Source organism: Herbaspirillum seropedicae (assembly GCF_001040945.1).
Classification (GTDB): domain Bacteria; phylum Pseudomonadota; class Gammaproteobacteria; order Burkholderiales; family Burkholderiaceae_D; genus Herbaspirillum; species Herbaspirillum seropedicae.
On record NZ_CP011930.1, the window covers coordinates 1,183,849 to 1,202,433 of the forward strand.

Below are 18,585 nucleotides of genomic sequence, written 5' to 3' on the forward strand. Positions count from 1 at the left end.
AGCTGCTGCGTTGGCTGCGCTCAGCCCAGCCTGGCCTCGCTGGGCGGATGGCCGATGATGCGCTTGAAGGCGCGACTGAAGGACGCTTCCGAATCGTAGCCGAGGCGATTGGCCACCACCGCGACTCGCAAGCCCTCGCGGGCAATCCAGTGGCGCGCCTGGAACATCTTCACCCGCGCGACATACTTGGCCGGGGTCTCGCCCACGGCGGCCGAGAACTTGTCGATGAAGCTGGAACGCGACGCCCCCATCAGCGCGGCCAGTTCGGCCACCGACCAGTCGCGTTCCGGATGCTGGTGTACCGCTGCCAGCACCCGTCCCACCTGCGGGCAGCGCACCGCCGCGATCCAGCCGCTGGCGTCGCTGCAGGCGCATTCCACCCATCCGCGGATGATGCTGGCGGCCAGCACATCGGCCAGGCGCGCCAGGATGCCGCAGGCGCCGATGCGGTTGAGCGCCACTTCGCGTTCCATCGCATCGAGCAGGGCCAGCACGGCCGGATCGCGCTGGGCCAGGTCGCAGGCGCGCATGGCCTCGGGCATCATCATCAACAGCGGATGCAAGGGGTCCAGGTTGAAGCGCAGCGTGCCGGAAAAGAGCACATGCGACGGTGGCAGCGATGCCGGGTGCGCGGGGGCGTCGGCCAGGCCGTTGCCGCTGTCGTCGATCAGGAAGAGATTGTCCGCCAGCGCCTTGCGCGCCAGCTTGCCGATCTCTACCGTCGGCAGTCCCGGCGCACTGGCCAGCGCATGCGGCGCACCGCGCGGCAGCAGCACGGCGTCGCCCGTATTGAGCTGCAGCCACGCCTGCTGGCCGACCTGCATCCAACAACCGCCTTGGGCGACGAAATGGAAGGTCGCCTCGCGCCTTGCCGGGAAGGCCACTGCCCAGGGTTCGTGCAGCACATAGCGGGCATATTCGACGCCATCCAGGCGCAGGCCCAGCAGGATCTCGGTCAGGGGATCGACGCCGTCGGCAGGGCGCTCCCGGGGCAAGGCCTCCGGGGTTTCCGATAGATTTGGACGAATAGTCATATCTTTGCGAAATATCGGCATGGAAAGTCCAGCTATTTAACCATAGACTGCGCTACCCATGTCATAGAAAGGTTTTCCCATGTCCACCCCCGGCATCATCGAGGCCCCGCTGACCGAGACGGCGGCCCCGGCCACTGCCCCTGCGCCCACTGCCCACAAGGCAGGCCAGGAGGCACCGGCCAACTGGAGCGGTATCGCCAGCCTGGCGCTGGGCGTGTTCAGCCTGGTCACCGCTGAATTCCTGCCGGCCAGCCTGCTCACCGCCATAGCCTCCGACCTGCACGTCTCCGATGGCGCGGCCGGGCAGGCCGTCACGGCCACGGCCATCGTCGGGGCGGTCGCCGCACCCAGCATTCCGTTGCTGACCCGCAATATCGACCGCAAGCGCGTGGTGCTGATGCTCTCGCTGCTGTTGCTGGTGTCCAATATCCTGGCCGTGACCGCGCCCAACCTGCCGGTGCTGCTGGTGGCGCGCGTGCTGCTGGGCGTGGCGCTGGGCGGTTTCTGGTCGATGGCGGCGGCCTTGGCCATGCGCCTGGTGCCGGATCATCTGTTTGCCCGGGCCATGTCGCTGATCCTCACCGGTGTGTCGGTGGCCACCGTGTGCGCCGCGCCCATTGGCGCCTACATGGGCAATCTGTGGGGCTGGCGCAGCGCCTTCGTGGCTGCGGGCGTGGTCAGTCTGGTGGCCATCGCGATCCAGTGGATCGCCATTCCGCGCCTGCCGCCCAAGGATCATCCCAGCCTCAAGGTGTTGGCTGAACTGCTGGGACGCAAGGATGTACGGGTGGCGTTGCTGGCGGTGCTGCTGGTGGTGTCGGGGCATTTTGCCGGCTTTACCTACATCCGTCCGCTGATGGAGCAGATCACCCACATGTCAGTCACGACGATCTCCGCCGTGCTGCTGGGCTATGGCGTGGGCGGCTTCTTCGGCAACTTTGCGGGTGGCTTCATCGCCGAACGCAGCGAACGCTACGCCATCGTCAGTGGCGGCGCGCTCATCGCCCTGCTGGCGGCCTCCCTGTGGGTGGCCGGCAGTTCGCCGGTGGTGGCGGCCGTGGCCATCACGCTGTGGGGCTTTGCCTTCGGCGCCTTCCCGGTGGGCTTCCAGACCTGGATCGTGCGCGCCGCGCCAGACCATGCGGAAGGCGCAGGCGGACTGCTGGTGGCGGCCTTCCAGGTGGCCATCGCCAGCGGGGCGATTGGCGGCGGCGTGCTGGTCGATCATGTGGGCGCGCTGGGCGGCCCCATCTTCGCGGTCGTGGCCATCACCTTGGGCACGCTGCTGACGCTGCGCTACGGCCCGCGTGGCGGCGGTGCGCCGGTGGCGGGCAATGCACACTTCTGAGCGGGGCGTGTGATCCCGTCCTGATCGCGTATTGCTGCTCGGCGGCTTCCGGTGCGTTGCCGGAAGCCGCTTCCTTCTTTTGGCATTATTCCTCCCTGTGCAATAAAGAAGTGTCCGTGACGCGGATTCTCTTCATCCGCGCTTGGCTCCACACTGGCGTCACCGTGTCAGGAAACAGTCCTGACCGAGCCAACCCACCAGGAGCCCTCTCATGAAGATCCATCACCATCCTCTCTCGGGCCACGCCCATCGCGCCGTCCTGTTTGCCTCGCTCCTGGGCCTTCCGGCCGAGCTGGTCGAAGTCGACCTGGCCGCTGGCGCCCACAAGAAGCCGGCCTTCCTGGCCCTCAATCCGTTCGGCCAGGTGCCGGTGCTGGAAGATGGCGAGGTGGTGATTGCCGACTCCAACGCCATCCTGGTCTATCTGGCCAAGAAGGCTGGCCGCAGCGACTGGCTGCCCGAAGACGCCCAGGGCGCGGCCGCCGTGCAGCGCTGGCTGTCGGTGGCCGCCGGTGAGCTGGCATACGGCCCGGCGGCGGCGCGGCTGGTGACGGTCTTCGGTGCAGCCTTCAACGCCGAGGAAGTGATCCAGCGCGCCCACCTCTTGCTGGGGCGCCTGGAACAGCACCTGGCCAAGCGAGACTGGCTTGCCGCCGACCACCCGACCATTGCCGACGTAGCGGTCTACAGCTATCTCGCCCGCGCTCCCGAGGGCAATGTCGATCTGCGTGGCTATCCGGGCGTGCAAGGCTTCTTGCAGCGCATCGAAGCCTTGCCCGGCTTCGTCCCCTTCGCCCAGACTGCGGCTGGCCTGATGGCAGCCCAGGCCTGAGCGCGCGCGCATCGCACCCGCGCATTTCCTTTTCCGTGAGGTCCGCCATGAGCACTTCTTCCTCCCCATCGGTCTGGCATGCAGGCGAGCAGATGCTGCAAGCGCAACTCGGCGTGGCCGACAAGATGCAAGCCCTCGGCCAGCGCGTGGTGCGCACCGTCATGCCCGATCAGCATCGGGATTTCTATCGCCAGTTGCCTTTCATCGTGCTGGGCAGCGTCGATCCGGTAGGCGACGCCTGGGCGACTTTGCTGGAAGGACAGCCGGGTTTCCTGACCTCGCCTTCACCCGTCCAGCTGGACATGCACGCCCATCCTGCGCCCGCCGATCCGGCTGCCGCCGGGATGGCCGCGGGCGCGCCGGTCGGCCTGCTGGGCATCGAGATGCACACGCGCCGGCGCAACCGCATGAATGGCGTCCTGGCGGAGCTGGAACAGGGCTGGCGGGTCCAGGTGGAGCAGAGCTTCGGTAACTGCCCCCGCTACATCCAGCTGCGCGACTATTCCTTTGCGCGTGATCCGGCGCAGGATCATCCCGGCCAGCCGGAATTGCTGGCCACGCTGGACGCCTCGGCGCGCGAATTGATCGGCATGGCCGATGCCTTTTTCGTGGCCACCTATGCCGATGTGGACGAGCGGCGCCAGGTCGATGTCTCCCATCGTGGCGGCAAGGCGGGGTTCGTGCGGGTGGACGCTGAGGGTGTGCTGACCGTGCCGGACTTCAACGGCAACCTGTTCTTTTCCACGCTGGGCAACATCGTCCTCAATGGCCGTGCGGGTTTGCTGTTCGTCGACTATGCCAACGGAGATGTGCTGCAGATGAGCGGGCAGGCCGAGCTCATCCTCGATTCGCCGGAGATTGCCGCCTTCGAAGGGGCCGAGCGGCTGTGGACCTTCCGCCCGCAGCGTATCGTGCGCCGCCGCGCCGCGCTGGCCTTGCGGTGGCGCTTCCAGGAGCAAGGCTGGTCGCCGTATGTGCTGGCGACGGGCCAGTGGCCGCGCGCGGCTGCCTGAGGCTGCTTTCTTCCTGACCGAACGGATGGAGGCATAATGCTTCCCTCGTTCACAGGGAAAGGCAGACTCATGGACCGTTGGCTGGCGATGCGCATCTTCGTGCAAGTGGCCGAAGCCGCCAGTTTCGCCAAGGCGGCGCGGCAGATGCAACTGAGCGCACCGGCGGTGACCCGCACCGTGGCGACGCTGGAAGAACTGGTCGGTGCGCGCTTGCTGGTGCGCACCACGCGCTCGGTCAAGACCACCGAAGCCGGCGCCCGCTACCTGGAAGACTGCCGCCGCATCCTCGCCGAAATCGCCGAAGCCGAGGCGGCTGCCGCCGGTCATTACGACCAGCCCTCGGGAACGCTGTCGGTCACGGCGGCCTTGCTGTTCGGGCAGATGCATGTGCTGCCCATCGTCACCGAGTATCTGGATCTCTATCCCGGCATGCGGGCACGCACCTTCTTCATTGATCGTCCCGTCAACATCGTCGAGGAGGGCATGGATGTGGCCGTGCGCATCGGCCATCTGCCTGATTCCGGCTTCACGGCCATCCAGGTCGGTTCGGTGCGCCGCGTGATCTGCGCCGCACCCGATTATCTGCGTCGGCATGGTGTGCCGACCTCACCGGCCGATCTCAAGCAGCATCGCATCGTCACCTCTACCAGCGCCTGGGCCTCGCCCGAGTGGCGTTTTGCTGATGGCCAGCGCGTGCTGGTGGAGGCCGCCCTGCAGACCAATACCAACGAGGCCGCCATCGCCACGGCCCGCCAGGGTTGGGGATTGACACGGGTATTGGCGTACCAGGTGGCGGCTGACCTGCAGGCAGGGCGCTTGCAGCGGGTCATGAGCGAGTTCGAAGAGCCGCCCTTGCCGATTCATGTGCTCTATCCGGAAGGGCGGCGCTCGCCGGCCAAGGTGCGGGCTTTCATCGATCTGGCGGTGTGCCGTTTGAGAGAGCATGCGGCTTTTTACTGACAGACGTCGCTGGACCTTGTGATATACCTCGTCAAAGAGGGCTTCTGATAAAATGACCTGTAGAGATAGTCATTTAATCCAGTGTTGCCATTCGTGACGAGGTGAAGAATGCAAACGAACCAAGTTTCCAAGACCGAATTCAAGGCCAAGGCGCTCGAATACTTCCGCCAAGTGGAAGCCTCTGGTGAGACCCTGGTGGTGACGGATCATGGCAAGCCTGCCGTGGAGGTGCGCCCATTTCGGGAGGCTCAACGGGCGCCCCTGGCAATCCTGGCTGGGTCCGTCCTGCGCTATGACGACCCTACCGAGCCAGTGGATGTCGAGTGGGAGGCCGCGCAGTGATCATTCTTGATACGCATGCCCTGGTCTGGTGGGTCGGCGCAGACCCCACCTTGAGCCGCAAGGCAAGGCAGGTGATCGAGAAGGAGATGGCGGGAGGGGACATCATCATCTCGGCCATTTCCGCATGGGAAATCGCCATGCTCGTGGAGCGCGAAAAGCTGGTGCTGTCGATGGAGGTGGAGCGCTGGATGGCCACCGTAGCGGAAATCGAGGCGGTTCGCATGGTACCGGTGGATGTGGAAGTCTCGGTCAAGGCGGTCGCCTTGCCGGGAGAGTTTCACAAGGACCCGGCAGACCGGATGATCGTAGCGACGGCGCGAAAATTCTCGATTCCGCTGGTCACCAAGGACGAAAAGATTCGCGCCTATCCGCATGTCAAGACCATCTGGTAGCACGGCCGCCGTGGCGGCCAGCACTTGATGTCTGCTCAGCGCAGCAAGGGCAGGATCAAATCCCCCCCATGCACAGATACTTCACCACCAGGTAATCATCAATCCCGTAGTGCGACCCTTCCCGTCCCAGTCCCGACTGCTTCACGCCGCCAAACGGCGCGACCTCGTTGGAGATCAGCCCGGTATTGATCCCCACCATGCCCGACTCCAGCCCTTCGGCCACGCGCCAGATGCGGCCGATGTCGCGTGAGTAGAAATAGCTGGCCAGGCCGAACTCGGTGTCATTGGCCAGGGCCAGGACTTCTTCGTCGGTCTTGAAGCGGAACAGCGGGGCCATGGGGCCAAAGGTCTCCTCGCGGGCGACCTGCATGGCCGGGGTGACGTCGGCCAGCACGGTGGGCTCGAAGAAGCTGTGGCCCAGCGCGTGGCGCTTGCCGCCCAGCAGTACGCGGGCGCCCTTGGCGACGGCGTCGGCGACGTGCTGCTCGACCTTCTGCACGGCCTGCTCATTGATCAGCGGACCCTGGGTCACGCCTTCTTCGGTGCCTTGGCCGACCTTGAACTTCTTCACCGCTTCCACCAGCTTGGCGGCGAAGGCGTCATAGACGCCATCCTGCACATAGATGCGGTTGGCGCACACGCAGGTCTGGCCGGCGTTGCGGTACTTGGAAGCGATCGCGCCTTCGACGGCGGCGTCCAGGTCGGCGTCGTCAAAGACGATGAAGGGCGCATTGCCGCCCAGTTCCAGCGAGAGCTTCTTGATGCTGGACGCGCTCTGCTGCATCAGCAGCTTGCCCACGCCAGTGGAGCCGGTGAAGCTGATCTTGCGCACGATGGGGTTGGAGGTCATCTCGCCGCCGATGCCCTTGGGCGTGCCGGTGACCACGCTGAACACGCCCGCCGGAATGCCCGCGCGCTCGGCCAGCACGGCCAGCGCCAGCGCCGAGAAGGGGGTGGCTTCAGCCGGCTTCAAGACCATCGGGCAGCCGGCGGCCAGCGCCGGGCCGGCCTTGCGGGTGATCATGGCGGCCGGGAAGTTCCACGGCGTGATCGCGGCGCATACGCCGATGGCTTCCTTGATGACGACGATGCGGTTGGAAGGCGAAGGGGAGGGGATGGTGTCGCCATAGGTGCGCTTGCCCTCTTCGGCAAACCACTCGATGAAGGAGGCGGCATAGCCGATCTCGCCCCGTGCCTCGGCCAGCGGCTTGCCCTGCTCGGCGGTCATGATCAACGCCAGGTCGTCCGTGTTGGCCAGCATCAGTTCGTACCAGCGGCGCAGGATGGCGCTGCGTTCCTTGGCGGTCTTCTTCTTCCAGGCGGGCCAGGCGGCATTGGCAGCTTCGATGGCGCGGCGTGTCTCGGCTGCTCCCATCAGGGGAACATGGCCGAGCAGTTCGCCGTTGGCCGGATTGTGTACGGCCAGGCGTTCGCCCTGGTCGGCGTCGCACCACTGGCCGTTGACAAAGGCTTGCTGGCGCAGCAGGGCAGGGTCTTTCAGTTGCAGCATCTTGGGTCTCCGTTGAGTGGCCGGCCTCAGAAGCGGGCGGCGGCCTTGTTGCGTCCGCGCAGCCATTCCAGGGCCAGCAGCAGGCAGGTTGAGAAAATGATCAGGATCGTCGCCAGCGCGGCAATGGTCGGGCTGATGTTGTCCTTGATGCCGGCAAACATCTGGCGCGGCAGCGTGGCCTGTTCAGGGCCGGCGACAAAGAGGGTGAGAACCACTTCGTCGAAGGAAGTTGCAAAGGCAAACAGCGCACCCGAGATCAGGCCCGGGGCGATCACCGGCAGCGTCACGCGGAAGAAGGTGCGCAGCGGGCTGGCGCCCAGGCTCAGGCTGGCGCGCACCAGGTTGTGGTTGAAGCCCTGCAGCGTAGCCAGCACGGTGGTGACCACGAAGGGCGCGCCCAGCGCGGCATGCGCCAGGATCAGGCCGAGGTAGCTGTCAGAGAGGCCAATGCGGGCAAAGAACAGGTACACGCCCACGCCCACCACGACCACCGGCACGATCATGGGCGAGATGAGGATGGCCATCAGGATCCCCTTGCCACGGAAATCGGCCTTGTTCAGGCCCACCGCCGCCAGGGTGCCCAGGACGGTAGCAATGACGGTGGCGGCTGGGGCGACGATGAAGCTGTTCTGTGCGGCGCGCACCCAGTCGTCGGAGCTGAACAGGTTCTCATACCAGCGCAGCGAGAAGCTCTTGATGGGATACATCAGGAAGCTGCTGTCGGAGAATGACAGCGGGATCATCACCAGGATGGGCGAGACCAGGAACAGCAGCACCAGCAGGTTGAAGCCGCGCGAGGCAAAGAACCAGGCGCGTTCGACCAGCGAAGTGTAGGGCGGGAAGAGAGGTGGTTTGTTCATGGCGTAGTCCGTGGATTCTTCGATGTTCTTCAGTGCATCGGCGGCGCAGCGATCAGCTGATGCCCACATCGACCTTGGCAAAGCGGCGATAGACGCCATACAGCACCAGGGTGGCCGCCAACAGCAGGGCGCCCAGCGCGCAGGCCATGCCCCAGTTGATGGTGGTGTTGATGAAGTAGGCGATGAAGTAGCTCACCATCTGCTCGTTCGGTCCGCCCAGGAGCGCCGGGGTGATGTAGTAGCCGCCGGCCATGATGAACACCAGCAGCACGCCCGCGCCGATGCCCGGGTAGGTCTGCGGCACATACACGCGCCAGAACGCGGCGAAGGGATGGCTGCCCAGCGAGACGGCTGCCTTCAGGTAAGTGGCCGGCACTGATTTCATGACGCTGTAGAGCGGCAGGATCATGAAGGGCAGCAGGATGTGCGTCATCGAGATATACACCCCCACGCGATTGAAGACCAGTTCCAGCGGCGACTGCGTAAGACCTGCCAGCATCAGCGCCTTGTTGACCAGGCCTTCGGACTGCAGCAGCACGATCCAGGCCGCCACGCGTACCAGGATCGAGGTCCAGAAGGGAATGAGCACCAGGATCATCAGCAGGTTGGCGCGGCGTTCCGGCATGGTGGAGAGCCAGTAGGCCAGCGGATAGGCCAGCAGCAAGGTGATGCAGGTGACCACTGCGCTCATCCACAGCGTGCGGCCGAAGATGGTGCGGTAGATGGCGGATTCGGGCGGGGCGGCTTCGATGTCGCCGAAGACGTTCTGGCGCAGGTCCAGCGACGCCAGCAGGTAGTAGGGCGAATAGACCGAGCCGTTCTGGGCGATCACGCGCCAGACGTCGGGTTGGCCCCATTGCGCATTGAGGGCGATGATGGCGTCGCGGGCGGCGGCCGGGCTCAGGGGTTTGCCCTCGGCGTCGCGCAGCGGCATGGCGCGCGTCGTGCCCATCACCAGCGAGCGCGAGCCGGCCAGCTCGATGTTCAGACGCCGCGCCAGGTTGCCGGCGGTGGTGTCTTCCTTGGCGCGGGTGAGGTCTGCGGCCAGGGCCGAGTAGGCCTGGTCGGGCAGGGCCGACTTGCGGTCCCACTTGGCCAGTACCGCCACCGTCTGCGGCAGCGTGGCGGCCACTTCGGGGTTTTCGATGGCGCGCTGCAAGAGGGCCACGATGGGCGCCACGAAGGTCAGCAGCAGGAAGATGGCCAACGGCGCGATCAGCGCCAGCGCACCCAGCCGCTTGCGGGTCTGGGCGGCGCGCAGGTCGCGCTTGAGTTGCTGCGGATCAGGTTCGGCCAGGGGCATGGCGGCGGCGGAGCGAGTGGCGATGGTGGTCATGTTTCGGTAATCCGGTGGCAGCGGGGTTCAGCACAACGGCGCTTGAACATTGTTACGCGCCGAAGCGGGACAGATACAAGAGCTGCAGCGCCTCTACTACCGTTCGGACTGAGTAGGCCCTGCAAGGGCCGTATCGAAGACGCGCAAAAGAGTGCGTTCCTTCGATACGCGGCTGCGCCGCTACTCAGGACGAACGGGAGCCAGGGCGCGCAACGGCTGCATCGGACCTGTTACTTCGCGATCCAGGCCGCGAAACGTTGCTCCAGCTCTTCGCCGTGGTCGGTCCAGAACTGCAGGCTCAGTTGCACCGCATCCTTGGCATTGGCCGGCGAGGTCGGCAGGTTGGCCAGAGTCTTGGCATCGAGCAGCTTCAAGGCGCCCTTGTTGACGGGGCCGTAGGCGATGTTGTTGGCGTAGGTCTTCTGGGTGTCCGGCTGGCTGGCGAAGCTGATGAACTTCTCGCCCAGGGCCTTGTTGGGCGAACCCTTGGGGATCACCCAGTAATCCAGCGTATAGACGCTGCCGGCCCATACGACCTTGAGGTTCTTGCCTTCGCGCTGGGCGGCGTCGATGCGGCCGTTGTAGGCATTGGCCATGACCACGTCACCCGAGGCCAGGAACTGCGCCGGCAATGCGCCTGCATCCCACCACTGGATGTTGGGCTTCAACTGGTCCAGCTTCTTGAAGGCGCGGTCCACGCCTTCCTTGGTGGCCAGGACCTTGTAGACATCCTTGGTCGGCACGCCGTCGGCCATCAGGGCGAACTCCAGGTTGAACTGGGCGCTCTTCTTCATGCCACGCTTGCCGGGGTACTTCTTGGTATCCCAGAAATCGGCCCAGCCGGTCGGCGGGGTCTTGAGCTTGTCGCCGTTGTAGGCCAGCACGGTGGACCAGACGAAGGCGCCCATGCCGCATTCGCTGACGGTGGCTTCGGGGATGTAGTCGTCTTTCTTGATGGTCTTGGCCAGGTCGAGCTTTTCGATCAGGCCGTCGTCACAGGCGCGGTTCAAGTCGCCGCCGTCGATTTCCACCACGTCCCAGCTGACCTTCTTGGTCTCGACCATGGCCTTGACCTTGGCCAGTTCACCGTTGAATTCAGCGGTCACGACCTTGGTGCCGGTGCTCTTCTGGAACGGCTCCACGTAGGCCACCTTCTGGGCGTTGCCATTGGCGCCGCCAAAATTGACCACGGTCAGTTCAGCGGCACAGGCCGCGCCGGAAAACAGCAGGCCCAGGGCGAGCGGGGACAGCAGGGCGGGTGTCAGGCGTTTCATTGTTGTTCCTCGTTGGTTATCGTGCGTGTTGACTGTGTTGGAAAAAACCGAGCGGCAATCTGCGGTTGCCTGACTCTTGAGACTGCAAGGGACTACAAAAATGGGATACCGGCTCCCGTTCGGACTGAGGCCCGACAGGGCCGTATCGAAGACACATAGAGGGTTGCGCCCTTCGATACGCAGCCAAGCCGCGACGCAAGGCGAACGGCGGGCACAAGTCGCCTCAGTTTATTTTCAGAGGAAGCAGCGCAGACGATCCTGCGCCACATGCAGCACCACGCTGCTGCCCTCGCTCAGGCCCGACAGCGCCGGGTCCGACAGCGAGAGCTTGACGAAGCAGTCTTCCTGCCCCGCGACCGTGCAGCGCACGCGCACATGGTCCCCAAAATAGATCAGCCCGGCGATGCTGGCGCGGATGCTGTTGGGTTCGGCGCTGCCACCCGCGGCCAGGCGGATGCGCTCGGGGCGCACGCAAGCGGTGATGCTCTGGCCGGCATGGGCGCGATGCACGTTCAGGCCGGTGAGCGCGGCGCCATCGGTCAGGCGCACCGTACAGTGTTCGCCCTGGACCGATTCCACGCTGCCCTTGAAGCGGTTGTTGTCGCCGATGAAGTTGGCGACGAATTGATTGTCGGGATATTCGTACAGCTCGGTCACGGGCGCGAGCTGCTGGATCACGCCCTGGTCGAACACGGCCACACGGTCCGACATGGTCAGTGCTTCGCTCTGGTCGTGGGTGACGTAGACGAAGGTCACGCCCAGGCGCTTGTGCAGGGCCTTCAGTTCCAGCTGCATGTGTTCGCGCAGTTGCTTGTCCAGCGCGCCCAGCGGTTCATCCATCAGCACCAGCTGCGGATCGAACACCAGCGTGCGCGCCAGCGCCACGCGCTGTTGCTGGCCGCCCGAGAGCTGGGTCGGATAGCGGTCGCCGAACTTGCCCATCTGCACCATGTCCAGCGCCTGCTTGACCTTGGCCTCGCGGGTGGCCCGATCCATCTTGCGTACCGACAGCGGATAGGCCACGTTCTGGGCGATGGTCATGTGCGGGAACAAGGCATAGTTCTGGAACACCATGCCGATGTTGCGCTTGTGCGGCGGCACCCGGTTGAGCAACTGGCCGTCCAGACGGATCTCGCCGCCGGTGGGGAATTCAAAGCCGGCCAGCATCATCAGGCAAGTGGTCTTGCCCGAACCCGACGGGCCCAGCAGGGTCAGGAATTCGCCCCGGCGAATATCCAGGTCCAGGTTCTTGACGATCAGGTTTTCGCCGTCATAGGTCTTCTTCACGCCGCAGAACTGCACCAGCACATCGCTCTGCTGCACGCTTTCCTGCGCCGCCTGCTTCATTGCATAAGCCGCCATCATTCATCCTCTCTCTGATGTGGGCCGGATTCGCCGTCCGGCCCATCCCTTCATTCCTGTTGCAACAGCTGCCGTGCAATGCAAATCTCAGGCCAGCCGGATAGCCTTGGCCAGGATGCCCAGCGCTTCGTCCATGACGGTATCGGGAATCGTCAGCGGGAACAAGAAGCGGATCACGTTACCGTAGCTGCCGCAGGTCAGCAGCAGCAAGCCGTTGTTGAGCGCATGCTGCTGGACCTTCTTGGTGTACTCGGCATCGGGCTTGCCGGTGGCCGGATCGGCAAACTCCACCGCCACCATCGCGCCCACGCCACGCACTTCGGCGATCTGCGGCACGGATGAACGCAGTTCCTTCAGGTGCTCCTGCAGCTTGTCGCCCAGGCGCTGGCCACGCGTCACCAGCTGTTCTTCTTCCATCACGTCCAGCACCGCCAGCGCCGAGGCGATGGCCAGCGGGTTGCCCGCGTAGGTGCCGCCCAGGCCGCCAGGGGCCGGCGCATCCATGATCTCGGCGCGGCCATTGACCGCCGACAGCGGCATGCCGCCCGCCAGGCTCTTGGCCATGGTCATCAGGTCGGGCAGGACATCGTAATGTTCCATCGCAAACAACTTGCCGGTACGGCCATAGCCGGACTGCACTTCGTCGGCGATCAGCAGGATGCCGTGTTCGTCGCAGAGGGCGCGCAGGCCGCGCATGAAGTCGGCCGGGGCGGCGTAGAAGCCGCCTTCGCCCTGCACCGGTTCCAGGATGATGGCCGCGACGCGCTTGGCTTCGATGTCGCTCTTGAAGAGGCCCTTGACGGCTTCCAGCGCATCTTCGCTGGTGATGCCGTGCAGCGCGCTGGGGTAGGGGGCATGGAAGACGTCACCGGGGAAGGGGCCGAAACCCAGCTTGTAGGGCGCGACCTTGCCGGTGAGCGCCATGCCCATCATGGTGCGGCCATGGAAGCCGCCGGCAAAGGCGATCACGCCCGGACGGCCCGTGTGGGCGCGGGCGATCTTGATGGCGTTTTCCACCGCTTCGGCGCCGGTGGAGAAGAAGGCGGTCTTCTTCGGATAGTTGCCCGGCGTGAGGCGGTTGATGCGCTCGGCCAGTTCCACGTAGCTGGCGTAGGGCACGATCTGGTAGGCCGTGTGGGTGAACTTGTCCATCTGCGCGCGCATGGCGTCGAGCAGCTTGGGATGACGATGGCCGGTATTGAGAACGGCGATGCCGGCAGCGAAGTCGATGAAGCGGCGGCCCTCCACATCCCACAACTCGGCATTGGCTGCGCGCTCGGCGTAGAAGTCGCACATCACGCCCACGCCGCGCGGGGTAGCGGCGTTCTTTCGTTGTTGCAGCTCTTGGTTGTTGGCCTTGCTGGTCATTGCTTGCTCCGGGTAAAGGGCGCCCTGGCGGCGCGGAAATGGCTGAGTCGGAAACAATATAAAACCCCAGTGGCACTGTAATATAGAGCCAATTTCAAATATTTGATGGTGCCACTTGAAAATCGCCTCGCTCTCCGATTACCTGCTGCTGCGCATCAATCGTCCCGCGGCCAAAGCCGCTCCAGGCAAGGCAAAAGCCGGCTCCGCGCCCGAAAGCGGTGCAGCGAAACCCGCTCCGCGCACGCCCGTGAATCGGCAGATCTACCAGTTGATTCGCGAAGCCATCCTGGCGCATACCTTGCCGGCGGGGATGCAATTGCCTTCCTCCCGCGATCTCGCCCTGGAATTGGGCAGTTCCCGCAACACCGTCACCTATGCCTACGAACAATTGCTGGCCGAGGGTTACCTCGAGAGCCGCCCCGGCGCGGGTACTTTCGTGGCCGATACCGCCCCGGACCAGATTCCCGAAGCGGTGGAGCGCCCTGAACCGCTGACCGATCCCTCGGGCAAGTCCGAACTCTCTGCCCGCGGGGCCATGCTCACGCGCCAGGCCGGAGTCGGAGAGCGGCAGTGGGGCGCCTTCATGCCGGGCGTGCCGGACGTGACCTGCGTGCCCTACAAGATCTGGGGCCGCCTGCAGAACAAGCACTGGCGCCGCTCCAACGCCGACCTGCTGACCTATGGCCCCGGCGCGGGCTATGCCGGGCTGCGCGAGCAGATCGCCGAGTACCTGCGCGTGGCGCGCTCGGTCAATTGCACGCCCTCGCAAGTGCTCATCACCACCGGCATCCACCAGTCGCTGGACATCGTGGTCAAGCTGCTGGGCGAACATGGCGACAGCGCCTGGGTGGAGGACCCCTGCTATTGGGGTACGCGCAGCGTGCTCAATTCGCTGGGCATCCAATCGGTGCCCATTGCGGTCGATCAGGAGGGCATGCGTATGCGCCTGGCCAACCTGCGCCGGCCACCGCGCTTCATCTGCACCACGCCCTCGCACCAGTATCCGCTGGGCATGGTGATGAGCCTGTCGCGGCGGCGCATGCTGCTGGAGTACGCCGCCACCCACAAGGTCTGGATCATCGAAGACGACTATGACAGCGAATTCCGTTATGGCGGCAGGCCGCTGGCGTCGCTGCAGGGCATGGACACGCAGGACCGGGTGCTGTACATGGGGACCTTCAGCAAGATCATGTTCCCCGGTTTGCGCATCGGTTTCCTGGTAGTGCCCGAGTCCCTGGCGCGCGCCTTTTCCACCGGCATCGCCGAGCTCTACCGCAATGGCCAGGTGTTCTTGCAGGCCACGCTGGCCGACTTCATGGCCGAAGGGCATTTCGCCTCGCACATCCGCAAGATGCGCGTGCTCTACGCCGAGCGGCTGCAATTGCTGCAGCAGTCGATCAACCGTCATTTCGGCGAAAAGATGACCATTACCGGCGGCGAGGCTGGCCTGCACCTGGTGCTGGGCCTGCCGCAGGAGTGCGACGACGTGCTCATCTGCGAACAGGCCCTGGCCGCCGGCATCGTGGTGCGCCCGCTGTCGCGCTACTACATGCATGCCCGCGGGGCGCGGCGCGGCCTGTTGCTGGGCTACGCCAGTGTTCCCAATGATGAGATTGCGCGGGCTTTCGACAAGCTGGCGGCAGTGATCAAGCCGCATCTGGCGTAGCCCCTTGTTAGGCGGATAGACGGCCGATTTTCGTCTCCGGGAGGAAAGTCTTTCGCGGCGCAGGCGGTGGTGGGGGAGGGCATGCAGGCCTAAGATGGACCGTCTGCACATTCAACGTGAAAAGGAATCTCCATGAAAGCCATCCTCACCCAACCGCAATCCCCGCTCATCAGCGCCCCGGACGCCCTGATCGAGACCACCTTGCCCGACCCCACCCCGGGCGAACATGACCTGCTGGTGGAGGTCAAGGCCATCTCGGTCAATCCCGTCGATACCAAGATCCGCGCCAGCGCCAAGGAAGCCCGCGTACTGGGCTGGGACGTCAGCGGCGTGGTGCGCGCGGTCGGCCCCGCCGTGACCTTGTTTGCGCCGGGCGACGAGGTCTTCTATGCCGGTTCGATTACCCGTCCGGGCGCCAACAGCGAGTTGCACGTGGTCGATGAACGCATCGTCGGCCGCAAGCCGTCCAGCCTCGGCCACGCCGATGCCGCCGCCATCCCGCTGACCGCCATTACCGCCTGGGAATTGCTGTTCGACCGGGTGGCTGTGGCCGAAGGTGGCGGGCAGGGCCAGCACCTGCTGATCATCGGCGCGGCCGGCGGCGTCGGTTCCATGCTGACGCAACTGGCGCGCAAGCTCACGCAACTGACCGTGATCGGCACCGCCTCCCGTCCCGAGACGGCGCACTGGGTGGGCGAGCTGGGCGCGCACCATGTGATCGATCACAGCCAGCCGCTCAAGCCGCAGCTGGAGAAGCTGGGCATCCCCGAGGTCGGTATCGTCATCAGCCTGACCCATACTGACCAGCACTACGCGCAGATCATCGATGTCCTCGCCCCGCAGGGCCAGCTGGCGCTCATCGATGATCCCGCCTCGCTGGACGCGATGCCGCTCAAGCGCAAGAGCATTTCCCTGCACTGGGAGCTGATGTTTACGCGCTCGATGTTCCAGACGCCCGACATGATCCGGCAACATGAACTGCTGCAACGGGTCTCGCAACTGCTGGACCAGGGCGTGCTGCGCACCACTACCGGCGAACATTACGGACGCATCGACGCAGCCAACCTGCGGCGCGCGCATGGCTTGCTGGAGTCGGGCAAGGCGAAGGGGAAGATTGTGCTGGAAGGGTTCTGATCCCGTCAGCAGGGGAAGGGCGCCAGCGCGGCGGCGGTCCGGCCTTCGAGCTGGCGCTTGGGGCTATCCGCCGCCAGAAGGGGAGTGATACGAAAAATTATTATTCTGTCAATGAAGCCGGTTTCGGTCCCGACCCATGTTAAATTACGGAGTCCGGACCGGCTCATGGTGTCCGGACCCTCTCACAACCCCCATAGGAACCCTAGTTGGAAAACATATTACTGATCGTCGTGGCCTTCTTCCTGGTCGCGTTGAACGGTTTTTTCGTTGCAGCAGAATTCAGTCTGGTCAAGTTGCGGCAAACGCGCATCCGGGCCATCGCAAAGACACAAGGCATGCGCGGCCGCATCCTGGCCGTGGTCCACAACCAGCTCGACGCCTACCTCTCGGCCTGCCAGCTGGGCATCACCCTGGCTTCGCTGGGCCTGGGCTGGATCGGTGAACCGGCCTTTGCCCGCATCCTCGAACCTCTCTTCTCCCTGGCCGGCGTGACCAACCAGGAACTGATCCACGGCGTATCCTTCGTGTTCGCCTTCTTCGTCATTTCCTTCCTGCACATCGTGGCCGGTGAACTGGCCCCCAAGTCCATGGCCATCCGCAGCCCCGAAAAGCTCGGCCTGTGGTGCGCCATGCCGCTCTATGGTTTCTACTGGGGCATGTATCCGCTGATCTGGGTGCTCAACGCCAGCTCCAACTGGCTCTTGCGCGTGGCAGGCCTGGGTGCGGGCCATGGTCATGACGCCCACTATTCGTCCGACGAACTCAAGCTCATCCTGCGCGCCGGCAACAAGAGCGGCAAGAACGGCAAGTTCACCCGCGACGAATGGAATGTGCTGACGCAAAGCCTGAACTTCGCCGAGCTGGACGTGGCCGACATCATGCGTCCGGCCAGCGAGATCGTGGCGCTGGGCGATGACAAGAGCCTCGAAGAGAACCTCGACATCATCTACCGCAACCGTTATTCGCGTTACCCCTACTACGACGCCGAGCGCCAGCAAGTGCTGGGACTGGTGCACCTCAAGGATGTCTTCCTGGCGCAGCAGGATGGCCGCGCCATCGCCAACCTCAAGGACTACCTGCGCCCGGTGCAGTACATCTCGCCGGCCCTGCCGGCGCTGGACCTGCTGCGACGCTTCCGCACCGGCAGCCCGCACTTCGCCGTCATCGGCAAGAAGGGCCAGCCGCCGGCCGGCTTCATCACGCTGGACAATATGTTGAGCCTGCTGGTGGGTGAGATCCGCGACGAGTTCCGCCACAACACCGGCGAATGGACCCGCCAGGACGACGGCACCCTGCTGGGCAAGGGCAGCCTGCCCATCGTCACGCTGGAAAACATGCTGGGCATCGACATCGAATACGACGATAGCATCGACTCCGTCGGCGGCCTGGTCATGGAAAAACTGGGCGACCTGCCCAAGGAAGGGCAGAAGATCGACTTTCCGGCCTTTGATGTGGTCATCAAGCGCATGTCGGGGCCGAAGATTGTGCTGGTGAAGGTCTATCCCAAGCTGCAGGAAGCGAGAGAGTAAGCCCGCACCAGTGAGGGCAACCCGACGCTGCACACGACTCTGGCCGTGATGGAGCGTTCGGGATTGCGTCGTCGGTAAAGCCTATTGCCGTTCACTGATACTGCCGTTGGCAAAAACGGAAGTATCTCGCCTGCAGGCCACGCATGTATGGCATACATTTGCCGTCACCCATTGTTCATCCATCAGAGAGCTCCCCTTGCTCCATCGCCGCCGTCTCGGGCGGCAGCACAGGCGCATCATCGGGGAGTGGCTCGCCCGTAGCCAGCAGGCAGGCCGCGGAGCACAGGAGGTGCTTGCCGGTTTCGTCTGCACGGGTGTAGTGGTGAAGCAGCATGCGCAAGCCCATTTCCTGCGAATTGAGCCGGAACGGCTGATGCTGGCCCGTCAGGAGCCAGTTGATGTCGATGTTGAATTGCACATGCATGCCGTGCAGCAGACGGCTGCCGGGCATACAGCGTCCTTGTTCGATCTGGCAGATGTGGTTGGGCAAGGTCCCAAGCACAGTGGCGAATTTGCGCTGGCTGAAGCCGATGGCCAGTCGGGCGCGCTTGATGCGCTGGCCGACGGCCTTTTTGGATGCATTCATGGCGGGCTGTGATGTGATCCCTCCCTGCGCCGGGCTTCC

The 18,585-nt window shown here is 64.6% G+C and carries 17 protein-coding genes; 9 read left to right on the plus strand and 8 right to left on the minus strand.

Translation table 11 applies throughout. The features are described 5' to 3' along the window. Positions 1–20 precede the first annotated feature (20 nt). On the minus strand, positions 21–1,034 hold the full coding sequence (locus ACP92_RS05335; protein ID WP_041310265.1) for an AraC family transcriptional regulator: 1,014 nt from the start codon (positions 1,032–1,034) through the stop codon (positions 21–23). Positions 1,035–1,113: 79 nt separating this feature from the next. On the opposite strand from ACP92_RS05335, the gene ACP92_RS05340 reads away from it, so the two are divergent. From ACP92_RS05340 to ACP92_RS05365, 6 genes are all read left to right on the plus strand, one after another. Beyond that, on the plus strand, positions 1,114–2,382 hold the full coding sequence (locus tag ACP92_RS05340) for an MFS transporter (protein ID WP_013233101.1): 1,269 nt from the start codon (positions 1,114–1,116) through the stop codon (positions 2,380–2,382). Between the two features lie 211 nt (positions 2,383–2,593). After that, positions 2,594–3,214: a glutathione S-transferase family protein gene (locus ACP92_RS05345; protein WP_013233102.1), complete on the plus strand. Its 621-nt coding sequence runs from the start codon at positions 2,594–2,596 to the stop codon at positions 3,212–3,214. Positions 3,215–3,261: 47 nt separating this feature from the next. Beyond that, positions 3,262–4,227 carry a pyridoxamine 5'-phosphate oxidase family protein gene (locus ACP92_RS05350; protein WP_013233103.1) on the plus strand — a complete coding sequence of 322 codons (966 nt, stop codon included), beginning with the start codon at positions 3,262–3,264 and terminating at the stop codon, positions 4,225–4,227. Positions 4,228–4,296: 69 nt separating this feature from the next. Continuing rightward, positions 4,297–5,187 (plus strand): LysR family transcriptional regulator, encoded by an 891-nt coding sequence (locus tag ACP92_RS05355; protein ID WP_013233104.1) that lies wholly within the window; start codon positions 4,297–4,299, stop codon positions 5,185–5,187. A gap of 108 nt (positions 5,188–5,295) precedes the next feature. Beyond that, positions 5,296–5,529 carry a type II toxin-antitoxin system Phd/YefM family antitoxin gene (locus ACP92_RS05360; RefSeq protein WP_041310268.1) on the plus strand — a complete coding sequence of 78 codons (234 nt, stop codon included), beginning with the start codon at positions 5,296–5,298 and terminating at the stop codon, positions 5,527–5,529. After that, a complete protein-coding gene (locus ACP92_RS05365; protein WP_013233105.1) occupies positions 5,526–5,921 on the plus strand; it encodes a type II toxin-antitoxin system VapC family toxin in 396 nt (131 codons plus the stop codon). Before ACP92_RS05360 ends, ACP92_RS05365 begins: the two co-directional genes overlap by 4 nt. Before the next feature lie 55 nt (positions 5,922–5,976). Here ACP92_RS05365 and gabD read toward each other — a convergent pair whose 3' ends face one another. From gabD to ACP92_RS05395, 6 genes are all read right to left on the minus strand, one after another. Beyond that, positions 5,977–7,431 (minus strand): NADP-dependent succinate-semialdehyde dehydrogenase, encoded by a 1,455-nt coding sequence (gene gabD / locus ACP92_RS05370; protein WP_013233106.1) that lies wholly within the window; start codon positions 7,429–7,431, stop codon positions 5,977–5,979. Positions 7,432–7,457: 26 nt separating this feature from the next. Continuing rightward, complete coding sequence (locus ACP92_RS05375; RefSeq protein WP_013233107.1) at positions 7,458–8,291, minus strand: ABC transporter permease; 834 nt, start codon at positions 8,289–8,291, stop codon at positions 7,458–7,460. Between the two features lie 52 nt (positions 8,292–8,343). After that, positions 8,344–9,627 carry an ABC transporter permease gene (locus tag ACP92_RS05380; RefSeq protein ID WP_013233108.1) on the minus strand — a complete coding sequence of 428 codons (1,284 nt, stop codon included), beginning with the start codon at positions 9,625–9,627 and terminating at the stop codon, positions 8,344–8,346. A 230-nt stretch (positions 9,628–9,857) separates the two neighbouring features. Further along, on the minus strand, positions 9,858–10,901 hold the full coding sequence (locus ACP92_RS05385; protein WP_013233109.1) for an ABC transporter substrate-binding protein: 1,044 nt from the start codon (positions 10,899–10,901) through the stop codon (positions 9,858–9,860). 234 nt (positions 10,902–11,135) lie between these two features. Continuing rightward, entirely contained in the window at positions 11,136–12,266 is a 1,131-nt protein-coding gene (locus ACP92_RS05390) for an ABC transporter ATP-binding protein (RefSeq protein WP_013233110.1), read from the minus strand. 84 nt (positions 12,267–12,350) lie between these two features. Beyond that, positions 12,351–13,631: a 4-aminobutyrate--2-oxoglutarate transaminase gene (locus tag ACP92_RS05395; protein ID WP_013233111.1), complete on the minus strand. Its 1,281-nt coding sequence runs from the start codon at positions 13,629–13,631 to the stop codon at positions 12,351–12,353. A 115-nt stretch (positions 13,632–13,746) separates the two neighbouring features. Here ACP92_RS05395 and pdxR point away from each other — a divergent pair, with 115 nt between their 5' ends. The 3 genes from pdxR (at position 13,747) to ACP92_RS05410 (ending at position 17,960) form a co-directional block, all read left to right on the plus strand. Beyond that, positions 13,747–15,297 carry a MocR-like pyridoxine biosynthesis transcription factor PdxR gene (pdxR, locus tag ACP92_RS05400; protein ID WP_013233112.1) on the plus strand — a complete coding sequence of 517 codons (1,551 nt, stop codon included), beginning with the start codon at positions 13,747–13,749 and terminating at the stop codon, positions 15,295–15,297. 132 nt (positions 15,298–15,429) lie between these two features. Next, positions 15,430–16,431 (plus strand): zinc-binding alcohol dehydrogenase family protein, encoded by a 1,002-nt coding sequence (locus ACP92_RS05405; RefSeq protein WP_013233113.1) that lies wholly within the window; start codon positions 15,430–15,432, stop codon positions 16,429–16,431. Between the two features lie 206 nt (positions 16,432–16,637). After that, positions 16,638–17,960 carry a hemolysin family protein gene (locus tag ACP92_RS05410; protein WP_013233114.1) on the plus strand — a complete coding sequence of 441 codons (1,323 nt, stop codon included), beginning with the start codon at positions 16,638–16,640 and terminating at the stop codon, positions 17,958–17,960. 175 nt (positions 17,961–18,135) lie between these two features. Here ACP92_RS05410 and ACP92_RS24040 read toward each other — a convergent pair whose 3' ends face one another. Beyond that, the gene (locus ACP92_RS24040; RefSeq protein WP_049788048.1) at positions 18,136–18,546 is read right to left on the minus strand and encodes a helix-turn-helix domain-containing protein; all 411 of its coding nucleotides are present in this window, start codon (positions 18,544–18,546) and stop codon (positions 18,136–18,138) included. Positions 18,547–18,585: the final 39 nt, after the last annotated feature.